Annotated in this window: 21 protein-coding genes and 1 other RNA gene; 19 read left to right on the forward strand and 3 right to left on the reverse strand. The window is 37.2% G+C overall.

Annotated features, from left to right (window positions below):
• The 4 genes from ACQV2G_RS05420 to pyrR form a co-directional block, all read left to right on the forward strand.
• On the forward strand, positions 1-272 hold a 272-nt coding region (locus tag ACQV2G_RS05420), incomplete at its 5' end, for an LPXTG cell wall anchor domain-containing protein (protein WP_428876305.1).
• A gap of 175 nt (positions 273-447) precedes the next feature.
• Complete coding sequence (locus ACQV2G_RS05425; RefSeq protein ID WP_428876306.1) at positions 448-1,440, forward strand: hypothetical protein; 993 nt, start codon at positions 448-450, stop codon at positions 1,438-1,440.
• A gap of 581 nt (positions 1,441-2,021) precedes the next feature.
• Positions 2,022-3,230: an acetate kinase gene (locus ACQV2G_RS05430; RefSeq protein ID WP_428874397.1), complete on the forward strand. Its 1,209-nt coding sequence runs from the start codon at positions 2,022-2,024 to the stop codon at positions 3,228-3,230.
• A 117-nt stretch (positions 3,231-3,347) separates the two neighbouring features.
• Complete coding sequence (gene pyrR / locus ACQV2G_RS05435; protein ID WP_428874395.1) at positions 3,348-3,887, forward strand: bifunctional pyr operon transcriptional regulator/uracil phosphoribosyltransferase PyrR; 540 nt, start codon at positions 3,348-3,350, stop codon at positions 3,885-3,887.
• Positions 3,888-4,271: 384 nt separating this feature from the next.
• Here pyrR and ssrS read toward each other — a convergent pair.
• Positions 4,272-4,454: non-coding RNA, 6S RNA (gene ssrS / locus ACQV2G_RS05440), on the reverse strand.
• Between the two features lie 144 nt (positions 4,455-4,598).
• The gene (locus tag ACQV2G_RS05445) at positions 4,599-5,870 is read right to left on the reverse strand and encodes a replication-associated recombination protein A (protein ID WP_428876307.1); all 1,272 of its coding nucleotides are present in this window, start codon (positions 5,868-5,870) and stop codon (positions 4,599-4,601) included.
• A 142-nt stretch (positions 5,871-6,012) separates the two neighbouring features.
• On the opposite strand from ACQV2G_RS05445, the gene ACQV2G_RS05450 reads away from it, so the two are divergent.
• The 4 genes from ACQV2G_RS05450 to recD2 all read left to right on the forward strand — a co-directional run bounded on the left by ACQV2G_RS05450 (position 6,013) and on the right by recD2 (position 11,292).
• Complete coding sequence (locus ACQV2G_RS05450) at positions 6,013-7,155, forward strand: cysteine desulfurase family protein (RefSeq protein ID WP_428876308.1); 1,143 nt, start codon at positions 6,013-6,015, stop codon at positions 7,153-7,155.
• 14 nt (positions 7,156-7,169) lie between these two features.
• On the forward strand, positions 7,170-7,508 hold the full coding sequence (locus tag ACQV2G_RS05455) for a cysteine desulfurase (protein ID WP_428874259.1): 339 nt from the start codon (positions 7,170-7,172) through the stop codon (positions 7,506-7,508).
• 91 nt (positions 7,509-7,599) lie between these two features.
• Positions 7,600-8,742: a tRNA 2-thiouridine(34) synthase MnmA gene (gene mnmA / locus ACQV2G_RS05460; RefSeq protein WP_428874258.1), complete on the forward strand. Its 1,143-nt coding sequence runs from the start codon at positions 7,600-7,602 to the stop codon at positions 8,740-8,742.
• Positions 8,743-8,877: 135 nt separating this feature from the next.
• The gene (recD2, locus tag ACQV2G_RS05465) at positions 8,878-11,292 is read left to right on the forward strand and encodes an SF1B family DNA helicase RecD2 (RefSeq protein WP_428876309.1); all 2,415 of its coding nucleotides are present in this window, start codon (positions 8,878-8,880) and stop codon (positions 11,290-11,292) included.
• A gap of 96 nt (positions 11,293-11,388) precedes the next feature.
• Here recD2 and ACQV2G_RS05470 read toward each other — a convergent pair whose 3' ends face one another.
• Positions 11,389-11,697, reverse strand: a complete 309-nt coding sequence (locus ACQV2G_RS05470; RefSeq protein WP_428874256.1) for a hypothetical protein — start codon at positions 11,695-11,697, stop codon at positions 11,389-11,391.
• Positions 11,698-12,184: 487 nt separating this feature from the next.
• Here ACQV2G_RS05470 and alaS point away from each other — a divergent pair, with 487 nt between their 5' ends.
• The 11 genes from alaS (at position 12,185) to ACQV2G_RS05525 (ending at position 21,701) form a co-directional block, all read left to right on the forward strand.
• Positions 12,185-14,833: an alanine--tRNA ligase gene (gene alaS / locus ACQV2G_RS05475; RefSeq protein ID WP_428876310.1), complete on the forward strand. Its 2,649-nt coding sequence runs from the start codon at positions 12,185-12,187 to the stop codon at positions 14,831-14,833.
• Between the two features lie 153 nt (positions 14,834-14,986).
• Complete coding sequence (locus tag ACQV2G_RS05480; RefSeq protein ID WP_428874262.1) at positions 14,987-15,247, forward strand: IreB family regulatory phosphoprotein; 261 nt, start codon at positions 14,987-14,989, stop codon at positions 15,245-15,247.
• 3 nt (positions 15,248-15,250) lie between these two features.
• On the forward strand, positions 15,251-15,685 hold the full coding sequence (gene ruvX / locus ACQV2G_RS05485) for a Holliday junction resolvase RuvX (protein WP_428874254.1): 435 nt from the start codon (positions 15,251-15,253) through the stop codon (positions 15,683-15,685).
• 10 nt (positions 15,686-15,695) lie between these two features.
• Positions 15,696-16,001 carry a DUF1292 domain-containing protein gene (locus ACQV2G_RS05490; protein ID WP_428874253.1) on the forward strand — a complete coding sequence of 102 codons (306 nt, stop codon included), beginning with the start codon at positions 15,696-15,698 and terminating at the stop codon, positions 15,999-16,001.
• Positions 16,002-16,168: 167 nt separating this feature from the next.
• A complete protein-coding gene (mltG, locus tag ACQV2G_RS05495) occupies positions 16,169-17,359 on the forward strand; it encodes an endolytic transglycosylase MltG (RefSeq protein WP_428874252.1) in 1,191 nt (396 codons plus the stop codon).
• A 193-nt stretch (positions 17,360-17,552) separates the two neighbouring features.
• The gene (gene udk, locus ACQV2G_RS05500; protein WP_428876311.1) at positions 17,553-18,173 is read left to right on the forward strand and encodes a uridine kinase; all 621 of its coding nucleotides are present in this window, start codon (positions 17,553-17,555) and stop codon (positions 18,171-18,173) included.
• Positions 18,174-18,192: 19 nt separating this feature from the next.
• Positions 18,193-18,672: a transcription elongation factor GreA gene (gene greA, locus ACQV2G_RS05505; protein WP_428874250.1), complete on the forward strand. Its 480-nt coding sequence runs from the start codon at positions 18,193-18,195 to the stop codon at positions 18,670-18,672.
• A gap of 156 nt (positions 18,673-18,828) precedes the next feature.
• Positions 18,829-19,584, forward strand: a complete 756-nt coding sequence (liaF, locus tag ACQV2G_RS05510; protein ID WP_428875419.1) for a cell wall-active antibiotics response protein LiaF — start codon at positions 18,829-18,831, stop codon at positions 19,582-19,584.
• Positions 19,581-20,642 (forward strand): sensor histidine kinase, encoded by a 1,062-nt coding sequence (locus ACQV2G_RS05515; protein WP_428874247.1) that lies wholly within the window; start codon positions 19,581-19,583, stop codon positions 20,640-20,642. Before liaF ends, ACQV2G_RS05515 begins: the two co-directional genes overlap by 4 nt.
• A gap of 25 nt (positions 20,643-20,667) precedes the next feature.
• Entirely contained in the window at positions 20,668-21,300 is a 633-nt protein-coding gene (locus ACQV2G_RS05520; protein WP_428874246.1) for a response regulator, read from the forward strand.
• Positions 21,301-21,365: 65 nt separating this feature from the next.
• The gene (locus tag ACQV2G_RS05525) at positions 21,366-21,701 is read left to right on the forward strand and encodes a HesB/YadR/YfhF family protein (protein ID WP_428874245.1); all 336 of its coding nucleotides are present in this window, start codon (positions 21,366-21,368) and stop codon (positions 21,699-21,701) included.
• The last annotated feature ends 1 nt before the right edge of the window (position 21,702 follow it).

The following is a 21,702-nucleotide window of genomic DNA, read 5'->3' on the forward strand; positions in this document are numbered from 1 at the left end:
CGCCAGATCCAGATCCAACGCCAGATCCAGATCCAACGCCAGATCCAGATCCAACGCCAGATCCAGATCCAACACCAGATCCAGATCCAACACCAGATCTAGACCAGACTACTCCTAAGGGTGAAGAAGTAACTGTCAATAAGTCAGGGATTTTACTGCCTAATACTGGTTCTGATGAAGGAGAATATGTAGCAATGGGTCTTACTTTGCTGGCAATGGGCTTAGGAATTTCTGTAGCAGAATTAAAAAAACGCCTAAGTGAGAATCAATAAACTGTAGGCTAAGACGCTAGTGTAAGATCTTTAAATAGGACTCTCTTCATTCTTAAATGGATGAAGAGAGTTTTTAAATGGGCGAGTTGTTTTTAAAGACAGAAAGATATATGATTATTTATATAAAAATGATTGAGCTTAATAGCTTTATAGTTTCTTGAGGAGGATAGAAGTTATGGAAAACATACTTTATGGAGAATCACCGATTATTCATAAAAAGCCAATCAAAGATGGAGAGGGCAATGATATAGGTAAGACCATTATTATTGAAGATAATGAAGGAAATATCATTTTAAGTCAGAACATTTTGAATGATAGCAATGGGAAATCAGTAAAAGTTAATGTGAATCAATCAGAAAGAGGGGGTGTGTATGGATACACGGTCAATATTTTAAAGCCGACCGGGGAAGAAGAGAAGATATTTTTAGAAAACAAGTCAAGTAATCTTGAAAATGAGCAACCAGTTGTTGAAACTAAAGATTTGAAGGATTTTCAAGAACAAATTATTGGCAAAACATTTGTCATCAAAGATAGCCAAGAAAAGTTGATCGCCACTCACCATATTTTAAATGATCCCGATGGCAAAGAACCTGAGCTTAAAATTATTGCTGAGGGAACGGGTCATAAAGTGATTATTTATAAACCAGATGGTGACTTTGAAGAAGTTTTTGTGGAAAACAAAAAAGTTCCAACCATCGAAAAAATCCCTTTTAAGGATAATCAAGGAAGTATTATAGGATACACTGTTTTAGTTAAAGATGATGCAGAGCGAGTTTTATTGAACGAACATATTTTGATTGGCAAACAAGAAATAGCCCCAGATGTTAAAATCACTTATGATAAAGACGAAAACGGGGATCGAGGTTATTTAATTATAATTACGAATGCAGAGGGGTTGAAAAAAGAAACCTTTATAAAAAATGAAAAAGTCCCTACTATTGAACAGTCAGCATTTAAAGATAAAGAAGGAAACACCATAGGAACAACTATGACTTTAAAAAATGGAGATGGAGAATTGGTTTCGATTGAATATATTTTACATGACAAAACCATTGAGAAAGTTGAATATTCTATTCAACCTAGCCAAAATGATAAGGGAGAAATAGGTCATTTAGTTATCATAGAAAATCCTGATGGTACAATTAGCAAAACTTTTGTAAAAAGTTAAAGAAAATATAAATACCATCGGATAAAGAGAGTTAAGGTATGATAAAGAGTCTTTGAATGGTGTTAATGAAAAAGAGACAAATTCTAAAGGTGGGAACAACTGAAGAAAAATATATTCTAACTATTGTTCAGAACACTTTTATATGGACCATCAGCCAGTGAAAAAGCCACCCAGCCTGTATGTAAAATGACGGAAAATTTAAGGTATAATTATGCTATTTAGCGGGTAACAAAGTCGAAAAATGGGTGTTGATGAGTAATTGTTGTGATGGGCAAGTTGAGACCTTGATTATATGAGTTTTAATCTTAATAAAACTCATCACTTTGACCCTCAAGCACAATAAAGTATTGGCTATCCTAAAAATAGTCAGAGCATGATAGGGATCAATAGAAAGCGCCAAAAAAGTTTTTTAATTCATTAATTCTTTATTATTATCAGTAAGTTAATAATTATTAAACTTTCGAAGGACAGAGCAAACTTTATTAAAAACTTCACAAAATTTTGAATCAGTATTTACGGTGTAAGGATAAACATGATATACTAGACCTATATGAACTAACAAAGAAATGGGGAAATTGTAAATGTCTAAAACAATGGCGATTAATGCGGGTTCTTCAAGTTTGAAATTCCAAATCATAGAGATGCCTGAAGAAACAGTGGTTTCTAAAGGATTAGTTGAACGTATTGGATTAAGCGATTCAAAATTAGAAATTAAATATACGGACGCTAATGGTGAAGATCAAAAGTTTCAAATAGTCGAAGATATTGCAGATCATGCTCGTGCAGTGGATTTATTACTAACTAAACTTCTAGACTTAGGAGTTATCACAAACTTTGAAGAAATTACCGGTGTCGGACACCGTGTAGTAGCTGGTGGAGAACTCTTCAAGGAGTCTACTCTAGTAGATGAGCAAGTTATCAAAAACATTGAAGAATTGGGAGATTTCGCCCCCTTACATAACCCTGCGGAAGCAGTCGTAATTCGTGTTTTCCAAGAAAAATTACCACATGCTACCATGGCAGCAGTCTTTGATACTTCTTTCCATACTTCAATGCCGGCTGAAAATTATTTATACAGCATTCCGTACGAATACTATGAAAATTACTCCGTTCGTAAATATGGAGCTCATGGGACAAGTCACCAATTTGTGGCCCACCGTGCAGCTGAAATCGTAGGTAAGCCCATTGAAGATCTTAAAATTATCACTTGTCATTTAGGGAACGGAGCTTCAATTACTGCTGTGGAGAAAGGGAAATCTGTTGATACTTCAATGGGCTTCACTCCACTAGCTGGCTTAACAATGGGAACACGTGTCGGTGATATCGATGCATCTGCAATTCCATTCATCATGCAAAAGGAAGGTATTGAAAGCATTGAAGAGATGGTAACTATCTTCAATAAAAAATCTGGTTTACTCGGTATTTCAGGTGTCTCATCCGATATGCGTGATGTGGAAGAAGCTGCAGAAGCAGGAAACGAACGTGCACAACTAGCTCTAGATATTTTCTTCAATCGTATTATTAAATACATTGGACAATATGTAGCAGTGATGAATGGTGTAGATGTGATTGTCTTTACTGCCGGTATCGGTGAAAACTCTAAAGAAACACGTGAAATCACTATGAGAAACTTTGGTTATATGGGTGTTAAGATTGACGAAGAGCGTAATAACACACGCCAAGAAGCCATCGTTTCTACAGATGATTCTACGGTAACAGTTATCAACATTCCTACTAACGAAGAAATTGCGATTGCTCGTGACGTTGAGCGTCTTAAAAATCAAAAATAATCATTAAGATAAGTTGGTATGAACGTTATTCTCATTTGAGAATGACGTTCTTTTGGTATATTATTAAGGGAAGAAAATAAAGAAGTCTAGAGATACCAAACTGAAGGAGACACATGAATGGCTGAAAATATTATTATAGATGAGCAAGCGATCAATAGAACTCTAAAGAGAATGGCCCACGAAATTGTCGAACGGAATCCGAACGTCCAAGAATTAGTATTAGTAGGAATTAAAACAAGAGGCATATATTTAGCCCATCGTTTAGCTGAAAAAATTTCGCAAATTGAAGCTATTCAAGTAGAGCTAGAAGAGTTAGATATTTCTTTTTACCGTGATGATTTGACCCACAAGTTTAAAAATGAAGCACCTGTTGTTCAACCCCCTCACTTTTCTCACTCAATGCGTGATAAAGTTGTGATTATGGTGGATGATGTTTTATATACAGGTCGAACCATTCGAGCAGGACTGGATGCGATTCTATCGTCAGATCGTCCAGCCAAAATTCAATTGGCAATACTGGTGGATAGAGGTCATCGTGAACTCCCAATTCGCGCTGATTTCGTCGGTAAAAATATCCCGACATCCAGCGAAGAAAAAGTGGCAGTCAAATTAAATGAAGTAGACCAAGCAGAAGAAGTCGTTATCTTACGTAAATAAACGAAGCCCTTCAAAGTTATTAGCTTTGAAGGGCTTTTAATTTGAATGAGTTAATGCGACCTAAGAGTAAAGTAGATGAGCACAGAGACCATGGTAATCAAAATCAAAACAAGGACTAGCCAGACAAGACTCCAAATTTTTAATTGTAAATAGATTAAGATAAAGCCTAAAATAGCTAATAAAAAAAAGGTTAGTGCGATTAAATTGAAAATCCTAAGGTCTTGTAGCTTGAGCAATTTTAGTAAGGAATGTCGGAAGTAAAAAATATAGAGGGCCAAAATCACTAATATCGATGGGAAGGCATAGAGCAAAGCTTGTAGCATTATTAACCTCAATTCTATCTAAAGATTCATTAAAAAAGAGCTGGCAATTGCCAGCTCTCAAAATATATCCGAATCGTGCCGATTCAATAAAGCTAGGTTGAACCCGCTAGCAATCAGGTGGGGTTCTCACGAAATGCTTCTGACTTCCACATGCGATGGCTTGTCATAGGTATTCGATTGAAGAATCCCTAATGTAAAATGTTCGGTCAACACATTGACTATCTCTCGAACACATCAGATATATTTCCTATGTACCTAGTATAACACGATGAGATTGAATTGCAATAGTTTTGTTTGAAAAAATGAAAGCATTTACAACATTAGTCGTTAGTAGCTTATTGTATTGAGAAAGAAAAATCGAAACTCATAACTAAACCTTCATGTAAAGCTAATTCTGCTGTTTTTTTATTTCTTGATAGTATTGGTTAATAGCAGCTTCGTATTTTCCTGTTGGTTCGGCTTTGAAGTATTGCTTATTTTTAAGGGGATCGGGAAGATATTGTTGACGGATAAAATGATTGGGATAATCGTGAGGGTTTTGATAGCCGATGGAGCGACCTAATTTTTTTGCTCCCGCATAATGTCCATCTTTTAAGCTGTCTGGTACTGGGCTTGTGTGTCCAGCTTCAATATCCGCCAGGGCCGCATTAATGGCACGGTAGGAGGTGTTGGATTTAGGGCTTAAGGCTAAATCTGCCACAGCGAAAGCCAAAGGTATGCGTGCTTCTGGTAGGCCCAACTTTTCAGCAGCTTCAACAGCCGCTACTGTCCGTTGAGTAGCTTGCGGATTGCCAAAACCAATATCTTCATAGGCAATAACTAACAAACGTCGGCAAGCGATGACTAATTCGCCAGCTTCTAAAAGAATAGCTAAGTAATACATAGCCGCATCCACATCTGATCCTCGGATTGACTTTTGAAAAGCAGAGATGACATCATAGTGATTGTCACCATCTTTGTCATGGCTTAATCGTTTACGCTGTAAACATTCTTCAGCAATTTCTGGCGTGATTACAATTTTACCCTGATCGTTTTCAGCTGTAGAAAGAACGGCCAACTCTAATGCGTTGAGGGCTGAACGAATGTCGCCATTTGTTACAGATGAAAAATGTTCAAGGGTGTCTTTGGTAATTTCAACTGGATACTTGCCCAAGCCATGATCAACATCCTTAATCGCTCTTTGTAACCCCTCTTGAATCTCTTGACTGGATAGAGGTTTGACTTCAAAAATTTGAGTACGTGAGCGAATGGCAGGATTAATCGAAATGTAAGGATTCTCAGTAGTCGCACCTATTAAAATAATCCGTCCGTTTTCTAAATGAGGCAACAAGTAGTCTTGCTTAAGCTTGTTCAAACGGTGAATTTCATCTAATAGTAATATCAAGGTACCTGACATTTTGGCTTCAGTGACGACAACTTCTAAATCTTTTTTTGCATCAGTTGCTGCATTTAAATGACGAAAAGCATATTCCGTAGTACCAGCAATAGCAGCAGCAATCGAAGTTTTTCCGGTACCTGGTGGACCATATAGAATCATAGAAGAAAGACGTTTGGCCTCAACCATTCGACGGATAATTTTGCCAGATCCTACAAGGTGAGTTTGTCCCAAGATTTGATCAATGTGCTGCGGCCGCATGCGATAAGCTAAAGGTTGTTGCATTAGGAAACCTCCTTATAATGTGTATAGTTTACCACAAAAGGCTCTTTTTGATTAATATACGCCTTTTATTTCTATAAGTAAACACTTTCAAAATCATTAAAATACGTTATAATAGTTGTATTAGGAATGAAAAGGTGAGGCAATGATATATTTTGATTATGCAGCGACAACCCCAGTCGACCTCCGTGTTCAAGCACGAATTTCTCATGCTTTAGCAGAATCTTTTGGAAACCCTTCTGCTACATATAAGCTAGGAAAGGCAAGTAAAAATAAGTTGACCTTAGCGCGTCGACGCTTAAAAGAGTTGTTAAAATTAGATGAAAACGCTGATTTGTACTTCACTTCCGGTGCAACAGAGGCCATCAATTGGGCACTGCGATCACAAGCTGTTCGAGCACGTGATTTAGGTCTAGGTAATCATATTGTTACCACAGCAATTGAACATTCAGCAGTGGATAAGGTTCTTCTTGATTTAGAAAACAGAGGGTTTGAAGTGAGCCGAATTCAGCCGGACTCTAACCATCAATTCACACTACAGCAATTTATTGAAGCCAGTAAAGAAACGACCATCGGTTGGACAGCTATGGCAGTAAATAATGAAGTGGGTTCTCAACTTCCTATCCAAGACCTAGGTCAATATGCTAAGCAAAAGGGCTACTGGTTCCATGTTGATGCCACTCAAGCTGTTGGTTATCAACCGATTAACCCACAAAATTTCCCTTGTAGCTCTTTCAACGGGTCAGGTCATAAATTTTATGCACCAAAAGGAATTGGTTTTCTGGTCTATCAGGCTTGGAACAAAGAAATGACCTTAGATCCTTTATTATTAGGTGGTGATCAAGAATATACTAAGCGTTCAGGAACTGAAAACCTTCCTTATATTTTAGGTATGGTGGAGGCCTTGGAGTTGATGTATCAGGGGTATGAAGAACTACAAGGAAATTTTAAAGAACTAACAGCATATTTTTTTCAACGATTAGATGAAGTGAGCATTAACTATCAAAGAAATGGTGATCTTAATCATCATAATAACCGCATACACAGTATTTGGTTTAAAGGAAAATTAGCTAGCCAGTTGATTATTCAAATGGACATGCAAGACATTTATCTTTCAGCAGGATCCGCTTGTTCAGCCGGTTCAGTAAAACCCAGTCGCATTCTAACTGCTTATTACCCAGATAACCCAGCGCGTTGGCAAGAGAGTGTTCGAATTTCATTTGGTCGTTATACGACTAAAAATGAGATTGATCAATTAATTGAAGCAATTATAAAAATAAATAAATAGTAAGGAGTAGAACAATGGCATTTACACCAGAAGCAAAATTATTAGGATTCAATCGAACTTTTGAAGTCAGTCCAGAATGTAGACCTTATACTTTAAGAGATAATGGCTTCAATGAAACACGTGGAGGTAACTACTTATACAAACGAGAATTAGATTCGACACATCGTACAGGTTTAGTTTTAAAGGTAACTGTTAATGCTGATTTAAATGGGTTAAAAATTTCAACCGTAAATTCTAACGGTTTGCAGGCGGTTAATGTGTTCAGCCTGGCCAACAACGAGATGGTAATTGAAAAAATAAATTTCATTTTCGACGGATTTGTTGACCGAAACGTTCTAGTTGAAGTAAAATAGAAAATAGTTTTGAATGTATCTAAACGGACTTTCCATTCAAGGTGAGTTCGTTTTTAATCTTTATATAAATATTAAAAGAAAGGAAGACCCAATGACTCCAACAAAAGATAAAGCACAAACGCGAGTAGTGATAGGTATGTCAGGAGGTGTCGATTCTTCGGTAGCCGCCTTATTACTAAAGGAAGAAGGCTATGACGTGGTCGGTCTGTTCATGAAGAACTGGGATGATACGGATGAAAATGGTGTTTGTACGGCTACTAAAGATTATGAAGATGTTGCCTTAGTCGCTGAACAAATTGGTATTCCCTATTATTCAGTTAATTTTGAAAAAGAATATTGGGATCGCGTTTTTGAATATTTTTTAAGTGAATATCGCAAGGGACGAACACCCAATCCGGATGTTATGTGTAATAAAGAAGTCAAATTCAAGGCCTTCTTAGATTATGCCACCGAATTAGGGGCGGATTATATTGCCATGGGTCATTATGCCCAAGCAGCAAGAGATGACAAAGGACAGGTTCATTTGTTGCGTGCATCGGATCAAAGGAAAGACCAGACTTATTTCCTTAATCAATTATCTCAACAGCAATTACAAAAAGCTTTATTCCCACTTGGACACTTGGAAAAAACACAAGTGCGTGAAATTGCTGCCCAAGCAGGCTTAGCAACCGCTAAGAAGAAAGATTCTACTGGGGTATGTTTTATTGGAGAGAGAGATTTTAACCAATTTCTATCTAATTATTTACCCAACCAACCGGGTAAAATGAAAACTTTAGATGGTGAAGTGAAAGGCGACCATATGGGATTGATGTACTATACAATTGGGCAAAGACATGGTTTAGGTATAGGCGGATCTACTGGATCGAATGGCTCCAATGAGCCTTGGTTTGTGATTGGCAAGGACATGGCTACTCAAACACTTTATGTAGGCCAAGGCTTCCACCATCCGCATTTATATGCTGATTACTTAGAAGCTTCGGATCTTTCTTTTACAGATGGTGATAAGAGTGATCGGACTTTTAGATGCACTATTAAATTTCGTTACCGTCAAGAAGATGTTCCAGCAGAAGTGACGATTTATGACCAAGGGAAAAAAGCACGAGTGGTTTTTGATGAACCAGCACGAGCCATTACGCCTGGACAAGCGGTAGTTTTCTACCAAGACCAAGAGTGTCTAGGAGGTGGCATTATTGATGCGGCCTATAAAGATAATCAAATGCGGCAATATATTTAACTGTCAGTCACCCTGAGCATTTAGGGTGATTTTTTTATGGACATATTAAGAGTCTTAGGCAAGCTTTGAATGGCAAGCTCTAGTTCTTAATAAAAAAGATTGATATAATAAGACATACAAGTGAGGTGAGAGTGGATGGAAGAATTAATAGTAGGTAGCGTGGAAAGTACCATCTTCGAAAATGACCAAAATTTTTATAAGGTCTTGCGCATTAGTGTAGATTTAGATCAAACGAGTCTCTTGGTAGACGAAGAATTGGTTATTACGGGTCAATTTACTACGATCCATTACGATACGCCCTATCAATTTTTTGGAAAATTAGTCCACCACCCACGTTTTGGACAGCAATTTTCAGTCACTCGCTACCAGCAATTGATGCCGACTTCACGCAGGGGCTTAATTGATTATTTGTCCAGCAATCGTTTCAAAGGAGTAGGTCCTAAAACAGCCACAAAAATCGTAGAGTCATTAGGGGAAACGGCAATTGATCAAATCCTTGATGATCCCAATGCTTTAGACAAAGTGAGTGGTTTAACAGCTAAAGTTGCCAATCAATTAAGGGCCAGTCTTTTAAAATTTCAAGGAACAGAACGTATTTTTATGCAGTTAAGCGAATGGGGCTTTGGTCCTAATTTAGCAGATAGAATCTATAAGAAATTCCAATCGAATACACTGGAACAAATAAAAGAAAATCCCTATCAATTAGTAATAGAGATTGAAGGAATCGGATTCACTAAGGCCGATAAGTTAGCAGAACAATTAGGCATTCAACCCGACGCCGCTGAACGAATTGCTTCAGCTATTACCATGGCGGTGGCACAAATTTCTACCGATCAAGGAGATACCTATGTACCGATACCGGATTCGTTGAGAACTGCACGCGACCTCCTAGAAAAAAGTCGCCCCTTTTTGATTGAGGATGATTTATTGACCAAGGGGTTGGATCTTGCAATTATTCAAGACCAGCTGTTAGTGCTAGGAGAAGATCTTGTCATTCCCTCAATTTTCTACGCAGAGTACGGAAGTAGTAAAAAGATTCACGACTATCTGATGGCTGAACAAGTTAAGCGATTTGAAGCAGAAGAGATTGATCAAGCCATTGAGGATGTTATGGCCTTAATTAAAATTGACTATGATCAAGAGCAACAGCAGGCATTAAAATTAGCCATTCAATCCCCTCTCTCTATTATTACAGGAGGTCCAGGAACCGGAAAAACAACCTTGGTACAAGGACTCATTTATTTACATGCTATCTTACATGGCTATGATCTGGCCGATCTAAATGAGGATAATTTTGATTCTCCAATCCGTTTGGCGGCTCCGACAGGCAGGGCGGCTAAACGGATGCAAGAAACTTCTCATTTGCCAGCTTCTACCATTCACCGCTTAATTGGTTATAATCGTGAGTCGACGCTAAGAGACTTTGAACCGATGATAATTGATGGCAGCCTTTTAATTATCGACGAAATGTCAATGGTTGATGTGTGGTTAATGAATTGGTTGCTACAAGCCATTCCCTATGAAATGCAAGTAGTCTTTGTCGGGGATAAGGACCAACTGCCCTCAGTAGGACCAGGTAAAGTTTTTTCAGATATGATTGATTCGGGTCTGATTCCAACTGTTTCGCTATCCAAAATTTATCGTCAGTCCGATGATTCATCCATCGTTCATTTAGCTCACCATATACGTCAAGGCTATCTGCCAGAGGATTTTTTAGCCAAGCATAATGACCGTTCATTTATCCCTTGCTCTGCTCAGCAAGTCAGTGATGTGGTTGGACAGATTGTAGCAGCAGCAATTAAAAAAGGCTTTAATAGCCAAACGCTACAAGTCCTAGCCCCTATGTATAAGGGACCAGGCGGCATCAATCAGATCAATGACTTGATGCAAGAAATGTTGAATCCTGCTAGTTCAAAAAAACGTGAGATAAAACATTTTGACCAAGTCTACCGTATAGGAGACAAGGTTCTTCAACTGGTAAATAATACAGAAGAGGGTGTTTACAATGGGGATATTGGCAAGATAACTGCTATCTTAACGGCAAAAGAAAGTTCAAATAATGTGGAAGAAGTGATTGTTGATTTTGATGACAATGAAATCCATTATCGAAAAAATGAACTGGATCAGCTGACTCTGGCTTATTGTTGTTCCATTCATAAGGCACAAGGATCAGAATATGACTTAGTCATCTTACCATTGGTTGATCGCTATTCACGCATGTTAAGAAGGGACATCATCTATACTGCTGTGACAAGGGCGGTCAAATCCTTAGTCATGGTAGGGAACCCTCAAAGTTTTAATAAGGCGGTTTCACAAGTTCAAATAGAACGCAAAACCAAATTAGCTGAATACTTACAATTAAACTTGACTGAGCAAGCAAAGAAGCGTGAGCTGACAAAAAGCAAAAAGCAAGAGGATGATACAGCAAGTGTTACTCAAGTAGCAGAAAGCAAAATGTCAAAAGAAAGCTTTGTCTTAAATGACCAAACCATCTGGCAAGTCGATCCCATGATTGGCATGGAAGGACTCAAGCCGGAAGATTTTGTATAGTAATAAAGCTTTCTTTGTGTGATTTTAATAGTAACTAGCAAAACCTCCTAAAGAATGTTTCTTTAGGGGGTTTTGATAATTAAAACTTCAATCGCATTATCTATTGATTATAATTTCAAATAAAACAGAAAGGATGCCGACGATTATCAAGATGGCCATCAGAGAATATTGTTTTCTACTATAAGCTAAATTTATTTCCATCAGCCATGTGGCAATATACACTACTGTTGAAATAAAAAGTAAAGCTAACCCTAAGGACAATCCAATCGAAAAAAGTGGATTAGACTTAGGCAAGCCTGATAGCAAGACGGATATAATTATGATTACGCCAATCATGCCTATAATTGGAAAGATTTTCAAAATGTTTTCAATTTTTAAATCTTTCTTGTGATTATCTTTATTCATAAGTTTCACCACCTTTTATAAATATTATTTAGCTAATTTTAATTTAATAACTGGTCCTCAAGATTAATTATATAACTTGTTACAACTTCTATCTTTCTTCAATTCCTTGATTTTCTAAAGGTGTTATGGATGCCTAGGCTTTTACTAAAGAATTTATCGTACGATCACCTACTTTTCAATGAAAAACTTTCTATTAATGATTATATACTAACTGGCAAGATTTTTTTATTCAGGATTGACCTTTTTTATAAAAATTGCTATATTACTAAAGGTAGAGGACATGTCAGGTCATTCTAGAGAGATTACATTTGGTGCAAGTAATCAAGACATTGATGCTCCCTCATACGGACCATTCGAAAGATTGGCGTTTTGCTGGCGTTAACAGTCACTTAAGAAGATAACCAAGAGTTATTATAAGCAAGGTGGTACCGTGGTTAAGCGCCCTTGCATATAATGACTCTTTATTTTTATTGAAGGAGAATGCGGCATGAAACCATTAAAGAGTAAAGAAATACGTCAGATGTTTTTAGATTTTTTTGCAGAGAAAAATCATCAAATCGTTCCCTCAGCTAACCTCATTCCAATTAACGATCCAACGCTGTTATGGATTAACTCAGGGGTTGCTGCTTTGAAGAAATACATGGATGGAACTGAAGTTCCTGACAATCCCAAGATTGCCAATGTTCAAAAGTGTATTCGTACCAACGATATTGAAAACGTTGGTGTGACTGCACGACACCATACTTTATTTGAAATGCTGGGTAACTGGTCCATAGGGGATTACTTTAAAGAAGAAGCCATTCAATGGGCGTGGGAATTTTTAACTTCAGAAAAATGGTTGAATTTTGATCCCAACCGCCTATATGTTACCTATTATCCTGAAGATGAAGAAACTAAGCAGATTTGGATAGAAAAATGTGGTTTAGATGAAGATCATATTGTGGCTGTGGCTGATAATTTTTGGGATATTGGTGCCGGACCATGTGGTCCCGATTCAGAGATCTTCTACGACCGAGGGGAAAATTATCAAAACCTTTCAGCTGATGACCCTGAAATGTACCCAGGAGGAGAAAATGAACGTTACTTAGAAATTTGGAATCTAGTATTCTCACAATACAATCATATGCCAGATGGAAGTTACCAACCCTTGCCTAACAAGAACGTTGATACAGGTATGGGCTTAGAACGGATGGCCTCGGTCATGCAAGATGTTCCGACAAATTTCGAAACAGATTTATTTATGCCGATCATTGAAGCAATTGGTAGATTGACAACTGTCAATTATGGTGATGATGTAAAAACAGATACCTCTTTTAAAGTTATTGCTGATCATATCCGTGCGGTATCCTTTGCTATTGCTGATGGAGCTTTACCTTCTAATGAAGGACGCGGCTATATCTTAAGACGCTTAATCCGTCGTGCAGTTATGCATGGTCGTAAATTAGGAATTAATCATCTGTTTATTTCAGATTTAGTGCCAATTATTGTGGCTATGATGGGTGATCCTTATAAAGAGCTCATCGAAAAAGAAAACTTTGTTAAAGAAGTACTTTTAAAAGAAGAACAACGTTTCCATGAAACAATTGAAGAAGGCGAAGTCCAACTTCATCAAGTGATTAATGCGGTTCGTCAAGCAGGCCAAACGGTTATTAATGGAGACAGGGCTTTTCATTTATATGACACCTTCGGTTTCCCACTTGAATTGACGCAAGAAATGGCTGATGAAGAAGGGCTAACAGTAGACATTGAAGGTTTTGAGACAGCCATGGAAGAACAAAGAGAAAGAGCCCGTGCCGCACGTACAGATGAAGGATCGATGGCGATCCAATCGACAACTCTACAAGCTATTGACTATGAGTTTGATTTTGTGGGTTATGAACAATTAAGTTCAGATGCGACATTGAAATATATTGTCGTCGATGACCAAGAAGTGGACCAATTACCAGCTAATAGTGAAGGGATTGTATTCTTTAACCGCTCACCTTTTTATGCCGAAATGGGGGGACAAGTAGCCGATTTAGGAGGGATTTTTGATGGCGATCAAATGCTGGCAGAGGTCCTAGATGTTCAAAAGAGTCCTCATGGTCAATTTATGCATAAGGTGAAAACATTGGAAATGCCGTTAAATCGCGAACAGTCTTATACTTTGACAGTTGACCGTCAAGCCAGAATGAGGACCAATCAAAACCATACAGCTACTCACTTATTACATAAGGCCTTAAAAGAAGTTTTAGGGGACCACGCTAATCAAAAAGGATCGTATGTGGGGCCAGATCGCTTACGTTTTGACTTTTCACATTTTGGTAAAATGTCAGCCGAAGAACTTAAACAAGTGGAATCCTATGTAAACTTTATGGTTGAAAACGCTATTAATGTTGACATAAGTGAAATGCCAATTGATGAAGCAAAAGCAATGGGAGCCATGGCACTCTTTGGTGAAAAATATGGGTCAATTGTTCGCGTAGTTAATGTAGGCAATGAATCCATCGAATTGTGTGGAGGAACTCACGTTAACAATACTAATGAGATTGGAACCTTTAAATTAATGGCTGAAAGTGGTATAGGAGCAGGATTGCGCCGCATTGAAGCCTTAACAGGTCAAGCAGCTATCGCCAACTATCAAAAGAACGAATCGCTACTAAAAGAAGTTCAAAATCAATTGAAAGTTAGCCAAAGTGATCAACTGCTAAGCAAGATTGAACAGTTACAACAGGATCTTAAAGTACAGCAATCTGAAATCGACTCCTTGACTGCACGCTTAATGCAGGAAGCTTCAGATGAAATCTTTGATGATGTTCAAACAGTTAAAGACATTAGCTTTATTGCAGCCAGCGTAGACAATCAAAATATGGATTCTTTAAGATCTTTAGGCGATACATGGCGAGAAAAAGCTGCTTCTAATATCCTTGTTTTAGCCACTTCTCATGAGGGAAAAGCTAATCTGTTAGTTTTAGTCGATCAAGAAACAGTGGCTAAGGGCATTAATGCGGGAGATTTAATAAAACCATTAGCAAAACATATTAAAGGTGGTGGAGGAGGTCGTTTGACTATGGCGCAAGCAGGGGGTAAAAATCCAGCGGCTATTCCTCAGTTATTAGAAGCAGTGCCGCAAGAGATTGAGAATAGACTGATCTAGCCTGAAACACAATTTTAATAGTGAAAAAGCTATAAATAAAGCACAATAAGAGCCTTTTTATAGGGATTTATGGTAAACTGGAGATAATAGCTAACAAATCAACTAGGGATGTATTAAGTTGATGAGATTAAGAAAGGTTCGGTGAATACATCTATGCAATCATTAGATGAAACAATACTCTTTAAGTTAGATGATTTAAACCAACATACAGTTCGCGAGAGCTTAGAGATTGTCTATCGCGCATTGGAGGAGAAGGGGTATGATCCTGTCAATCAAATTGTGGGCTATCTCTTATCAGGTGACCCGGCTTATATTCCACGTCACAATGATGCGCGTAACCTCATTCGTCGTCATGAACGCGATGAAATTGTCGAAAAATTAGTCAAGTATTATCTAACTAAGAAGGAGTCTTAGTTCATGCCAATTGGAAATCGCAGCATGGGCTTAGATGTGGGTTCTAAAACGGTAGGGGTTGCTATTAGTGACTTAATGGGTTGGACAGCCCAAGGAATCGAAACTATACCGATTGATGAAGAATCGGATAACTTTGGTTATCAACGCCTTCAAGAACTCATCGAAGAGTATAAAGTAGATAAAGTCATTATTGGCTTGCCAAAAAATATGAACAATACATTAGGACCAAGAGCAGAGGCTTCCCAAAAATTTGGTGAAAAACTGCATAAAATTGTCCCAGACTGTCAAATTATTTATCAAGATGAGCGATTGACTACTTCTCAAGCAGAACGGATGCTGATTGAAGAAGGGAATGTCTCACGTAAAAAACGCAAAAAAGTAATTGATAAATTAGCGGCAGTGATGATTTTACAAAATTACTTAGATTATAAGAAATAGGGGTGTTAAGATGGTAGAAGAACATAATCATGAACACGCAGAAAAAGAAATTGACTACATTACTGTTGTCGATGAAGAAGGCAATGAATCGTTATATGAAATTCTATTCACCTTTGATTCACAAGACTATAATAAATCCTATGTCCTTATTTATCCAGCTGGAGCAAATGAAGAAGAAGAAGTAGAAATTCAAGCTTACTCCTATAAAGAAAATCCAGATGGGACTTCTGGTGATTTACAAGCGATCGAAACTGAAGAAGAATGGAACATGATTGACGAAGTATTAAATACATTTTTGGCAGATGAAGAAGAATAGTTAAGAAAGCTAAGCTCTTTCCGATTGATGAAATCGGCAAGAGCTTTTTCTCTTATAAAATCATGAAGCTTGAAACATTAATTTAATCATTCATTAATTAGGTCAGGATAGTTATTTACTGTGTTATTTGCTATAATGCTTACAACATTAGGCTATTAGGAGGAAGTATGAAGATAGATTGGAATAGAATACAAGAAGATGCAAAAGTAAATGAAACCATGCATGTTAAAGAATTACTTTGGACCAATCGAGTAATTAAAATCATTCTTTGGATATTTTTGATTATTATCGTAGTAGGCACCTTATTCATTTATTGGAAACTGGATAAAGATTTAGGGCCGGTGGATGCCAATAGTTCTGAGGCAATCGAAGTGACGATTCCCATCGGGTCGACTTCTAGTGATATTGCACAAATTTTAGAAGATGAAAAACTGGTTAACAATAGTCAAATTTTTAATTTGTTTATGAAATTTAAAGGAGCTAGTGACTTTCAAGCAGGCTATTATCAATTAAAGCCTAATATGAATGCAGAAGAGTTGATTGCAACTTTAAAGGAAGGTGGCGAACCAATCCAAGAAGATATTGATACCACACTGACTGTTGTGGAAGGCATGCAAATAACTGATATTGCACAAGTAGTGGCTGAACAAACACCAATTGAAGCTGATACTTTTATTGATCGCGTTCAAAGTGAAGAGCTGTTTGAAGACTTGTTAAGGCGTTTTCCAAGCTTGATTCAACCACTATCTGAGATTGAAGGCTTAAAATATCGTTTAGAAGGTTATCTTTTCCCAGCTACTTATGATTATATTGCTGGCATGACGGCTGATGATTTAATCATTAATATGGTTGGAAAAGCTAATATTGAATTTCAGAAATTGCAAGAAGACCTTAGCAATACTTGGTTAAACTATCACCAGTTGTTGAGTCTGGCTTCGGTTGTTGAACGAGAAGCATCGACTGATGAAGATCGCGCCTTAGTTGCAGGAGTTTTCTTCAACCGTCTAAACATTGAAATGGCTCTACAAAGTGATATTACGGTTATTTATGCACTTGGCAAGCATAAAGAGCTGGTTACTTATGAAGATTTAGAAGTAGATTCGCCTTATAATACGTATCAACATAGCGGGTTGCCAGTAGGACCGATTAATAGTCCTTCTCTATCATCGATTATGGCGACTATATATCCAACTTATTCAGATAACTATTACTTTGTCGCAGATATGAATACAGGCAAAATCTATTATTCTGCAACAGAAGCTGAGCATAGTGCCTTAGTAGAACAATACGTTCAACCATTCTTTGATGAAGCAAAAAAAGAAGCGAGTCAAGAAAATGCAGAATTAGAAGAAGAATAGCAAGAACAACAAATGAAACTTTTAACAAGCATTTGAATACTAAAAAAGAAATAATATGAAATGGCTTGCATTCAGCTAATTTATATGTTATTTTCTTAAGTATAGTTTTGAGCAAGTTCAATAGAAAGCAAGTAATCACCTCTTATTGGGTGGTTGCTTTCTTTATGTATTTGTCAATTAAGGGAGTGAAGTAATGGGGGATAGACCCATCATCATCGGTGTCACTGGTGGATCAGGTTCTGGTAAATCAAGTGTTAGCAAGCGAATATTAGAACAGTTTACTGAGATGTCCGTTTTGGTCTTAGCACAAGATAATTATTATAAAGACCAAAGCCATCTGACATTTGAGGAAAGATTAAAGACGAATTACGACCATCCCTTTGCTTTTGACAATGATTTATTTTTTGAACATATCCAAGCTTTTATAAGAGGTGAAACAATTGAAGTCCCTATTTATGATTTTGTGAACTACACGCGTTCACTTGAAACACGTAGAGAAGCTTCACGTGACGTGCTAATCTTAGAAGGGATTTTAATTTTTGAAGATAAAATGATTCGTGACTTATGTGATATTAAAATATATGTCGATACGGAAGATGATATTCGCCTTTCTAGAAGAATTAAACGCGATGTCATTAAAAGAGGACGTTCTGTAGAATCTGTTCTTGAACAGTACGAAACAGTTGTCAAGCCGATGCATCATCAATTTACTGAGCCAACTAAACGCTATGCAGATATTATTGTCCCGGAAGGCGGCCATAATCATGTGGCCATAGATTTATTAGTTACTAAAATTAACACAATTATTAATTAATTTGAAGGAGTATTAACAGATGGCAGATAAAACATATCCAATGACCCTAGAAGGTAAGAAAAAAATTGAAGCTGAATTAGAAGATTTAAAAGTAAATAAACGAGCTGAAATTATTGAACGCATTAAAGTAGCCCGGTCTTTTGGTGATCTTTCTGAAAACTCAGAATATGAATCAGCAAAAGATGAACAAGCTTTCGTTGAAGGACGTATTTCAACATTAGAAAATATGATGCGCTTTGCTGAAATTATTGATGATAAAAATGTTGCGGCTAATGAAGTAACATTGGGTCGTACCGTGACTTTTAACGAATTGCCTGATGGTCCTGAAGAAGCATATACCATTGTTGGCTCTGCTGAAGCAGACCCAATGGAATATAAGATTTCTAACGATTCGCCAATGGCCAAAGCTCTATTAGGCCATAAAGTGGGTGATAAAGTAACTATTGAAACACCGGGCGGCTCATTTGATGTGGAAATTACTAAGGTGGCTAAGGCATAATTTATCCAACAGTTAGACTCCTTTTGGGGGTCTTTTTTTATGCCTTTTTCTAGGATTTGTTTGCTATAATAGATGGAAGATAAGCAAAGTATTATCTTTTTTCAGTTTATCTTTTATGCAATAATAGCAATGACTTAACAGAAGGGAGGTATTCCAATGAAAGACTTCTTTCGCAAACGTATTTTTCTCACGATGATTCTTTGTATCTTTTTAATTATATTAGAATTACTTACAGATTGGCATTTTCTTGGAATGTTTGCAGGAGGATTTTTGCTCATCAGTTTGAGCCTTTATATAGAGCGCTATTGGTTGAACCGATTGATTTTAGGATTGGGTTTGATTTTGGTTATTATGACGATTGTTTTAACCAAATCATTCTGGCTATTTCTTTTAACCATCTTTTTCGCTTTAATTGTCTTTAAAAAAGAGCATATCCATGAAATGGGTAATCTTTCGGAGAGTGTTTTACATCCAGCCCCTAAAGAGTCTGAGAGTTATTACGGGATTAAACTGCTTCAACCACAAGACCAGCAGCGAACAATCTTAGAATATCGCTCTCTTTTTGATATGCGAGAAGAAGGAACCAAGACTTCATATGAGTGGGATGATATTAATCTTGTATATTTTGGTGGAAATTCTATTATTGATTTAGGGAATACCCTCATTCCAGCAGGTGAGCATACGGTAGTCATTCGAAAAATGTTTGGCCGTGTTCGTTTAATCATTCCGAGGGATATTGGCTTGAAAATGAATATATCTTTAATTAGTGGCAATGTTTTATTTGAATCTCAAGACTATGTATTAACATTGGAAAACTTTAAATGGCGTAGTCCCGATTATCAACAGGCTAACCGCAAATTAAATGTTATTATTTCAAGCTTTATAGGAGATGTAGAGGTGATTATTTTATGAATTTACGGTTATGGATTCGTATCTTACTCAATCAATTAATTATTACATTGCTGATCTGTTTTTTTGTGGTTGGTCTTTGTGCATGGCAACTACCAGCTTTTAATATTGAAGACCTTTTTATAATTAAGATCTGGGACGTTCGATTATTTATCTGGGTAGTAGCTATTATTATTGCCTTCTCAGTCATCTATAGTTTATATCTTACCTTTTCACTAAATGATTCTTATGAACTGATTCGAGCAAAAATCAATTGGTTATTGTTAGGCAAATATCACCATCCGATCTTCAATAAAACCAACCGTAAATCCAGTCTCTATACACAAGATTATAGCTTGGCCCAAGATATTAACCGCCTGCGCAATCGCTTGGTTGATTTGACTGAAGACTTACAAGAATTTACAGCTGCTCCGGTCTTTGTCGGTGAAGAGACTAAGGAAGAAATTATCGAACATGAGCGTAGTCGCATAGCACGTGAACTTCATGATTCGGTATCCCAACAATTATTTGCTGCTATGATGATGTTGTCAGCTATTACTGAATCCTATCCTGAAGAGGAAAACCCTAAATTAAGTGCTAAGCTTGAAAAAATTGAATCGGTCATTGGAAATGCTCAAACTGAAATGCGAGCCTTGCTCTTACATTTACGACCGGTTGACTTACAAGGAAAATCACTGCAACAAGGAATTAATAATTTGCTATTAGAACTACAAGCCAAAATACCTCTAGAACTGACTTGGGAATTAGATGATCCTAGACTAGAAACGGGAATCGAAGACCATCTCTTTCGGATTATTCAAGAAGCGGTGTCGAATACTATGCGGCATGCTCGAGCAAATAAATTAGATGTTTATCTAAGAGAAACAATGGATATGATAAATATTCGCATTGTTGATGATGGACGTGGCTTTGATCCTGTTCAATCGAAAAAGTCAGGCTCTTATGGTTTAACCAATATCCAAGAAAGAGTGAAGGGGATGGGAGGGGCGGTTTCGATAATTTCTTCTCCAGGGCAGGGAACGGTTGTCGATATTAAGTTGCCTTATAAACTTAAAAAATAAAATTATAAAATAAAGGAGTCAGTGTATGATAAAAGTATTATTAGTTGATGACCACGAAATGGTCAGGCTAGGTGTTTCGTCTTATCTAAGTATTCAAGAAGATATGGAAGTGGTGGGAGAAGCTAATAATGGCTTAGTAGGTTATCATCGTGCCCTGGATTTACGACCGGATGTTATTTTGATGGACTTAGTCATGGATACCATGGACGGAATTGAAGCTACGCAAAAAATTATGCAAGAGTGGCCCGAAGCTAAAATTATTATCGTGACATCTTTCTTAGATGACGAAAAAGTATATCCAGCTATTGAAGCAGGAGCTCAATCATATATCCTAAAAACTTCATCAGCTAAAGAAATCGCCGAGGCTATTCGCTCAACCTACCAAGGTAAGAGCGTGATGCAGGATGAAGTTACGCAAAAGATGCTAAATCGCGAAACCGAAGAAAGGCAAGTCCATCTGCATGATGATTTGACCAATCGTGAGCGTGAAGTCTTAGGATTGATTGCTAGAGGGTATTCCAATCAAGCGATTGCAGAAGAGTTGTTTATCACTTTAAAGACGGTAAAAACCCACGTTTCTAATATCCTATCAAAATTAGAAGTGGATGATCGCACACAAGCGACAATATATGCTTTCCAACATAATTTGGTGGATTAAGCAAAAAACTCGCTCAGATAAAAAAATTGCTATATGATAGATTCAGTTTATAGAGGAGGGAGTTGTTGCATTTGATTGCAACAAAGCATATGAAACTAACAGTAACAAATAAAGCAGCAGATTGGTTTAAGGAAGAAATAGGATTTAGCCAAGGTGCTGGTGTTCGCTTTAAAACAAAAATTTATGGATCGAGCCCTTTTGACAATGGTTTTGGGATTGCCATTGATTCTGTTCAGCCAGAAGACCCTTTAGTCACTTATCAAGCGCCCAATGGGGTCCTCTTCTTTATTGAACAAGATGACGAATGGTTTTTTGATGAATATGATTTAGAGGTAACTCTTGATGAAAGACTCTGTGAACCCACTTACAATTACATTAAGAATGGTCATTCCATTCATTAAA

Origin of the sequence: Facklamia sp. P12955 (assembly GCF_050409565.1) — a bacterium.
In the GTDB taxonomy this organism is placed as follows: domain Bacteria; phylum Bacillota; class Bacilli; order Lactobacillales; family Aerococcaceae; genus Facklamia.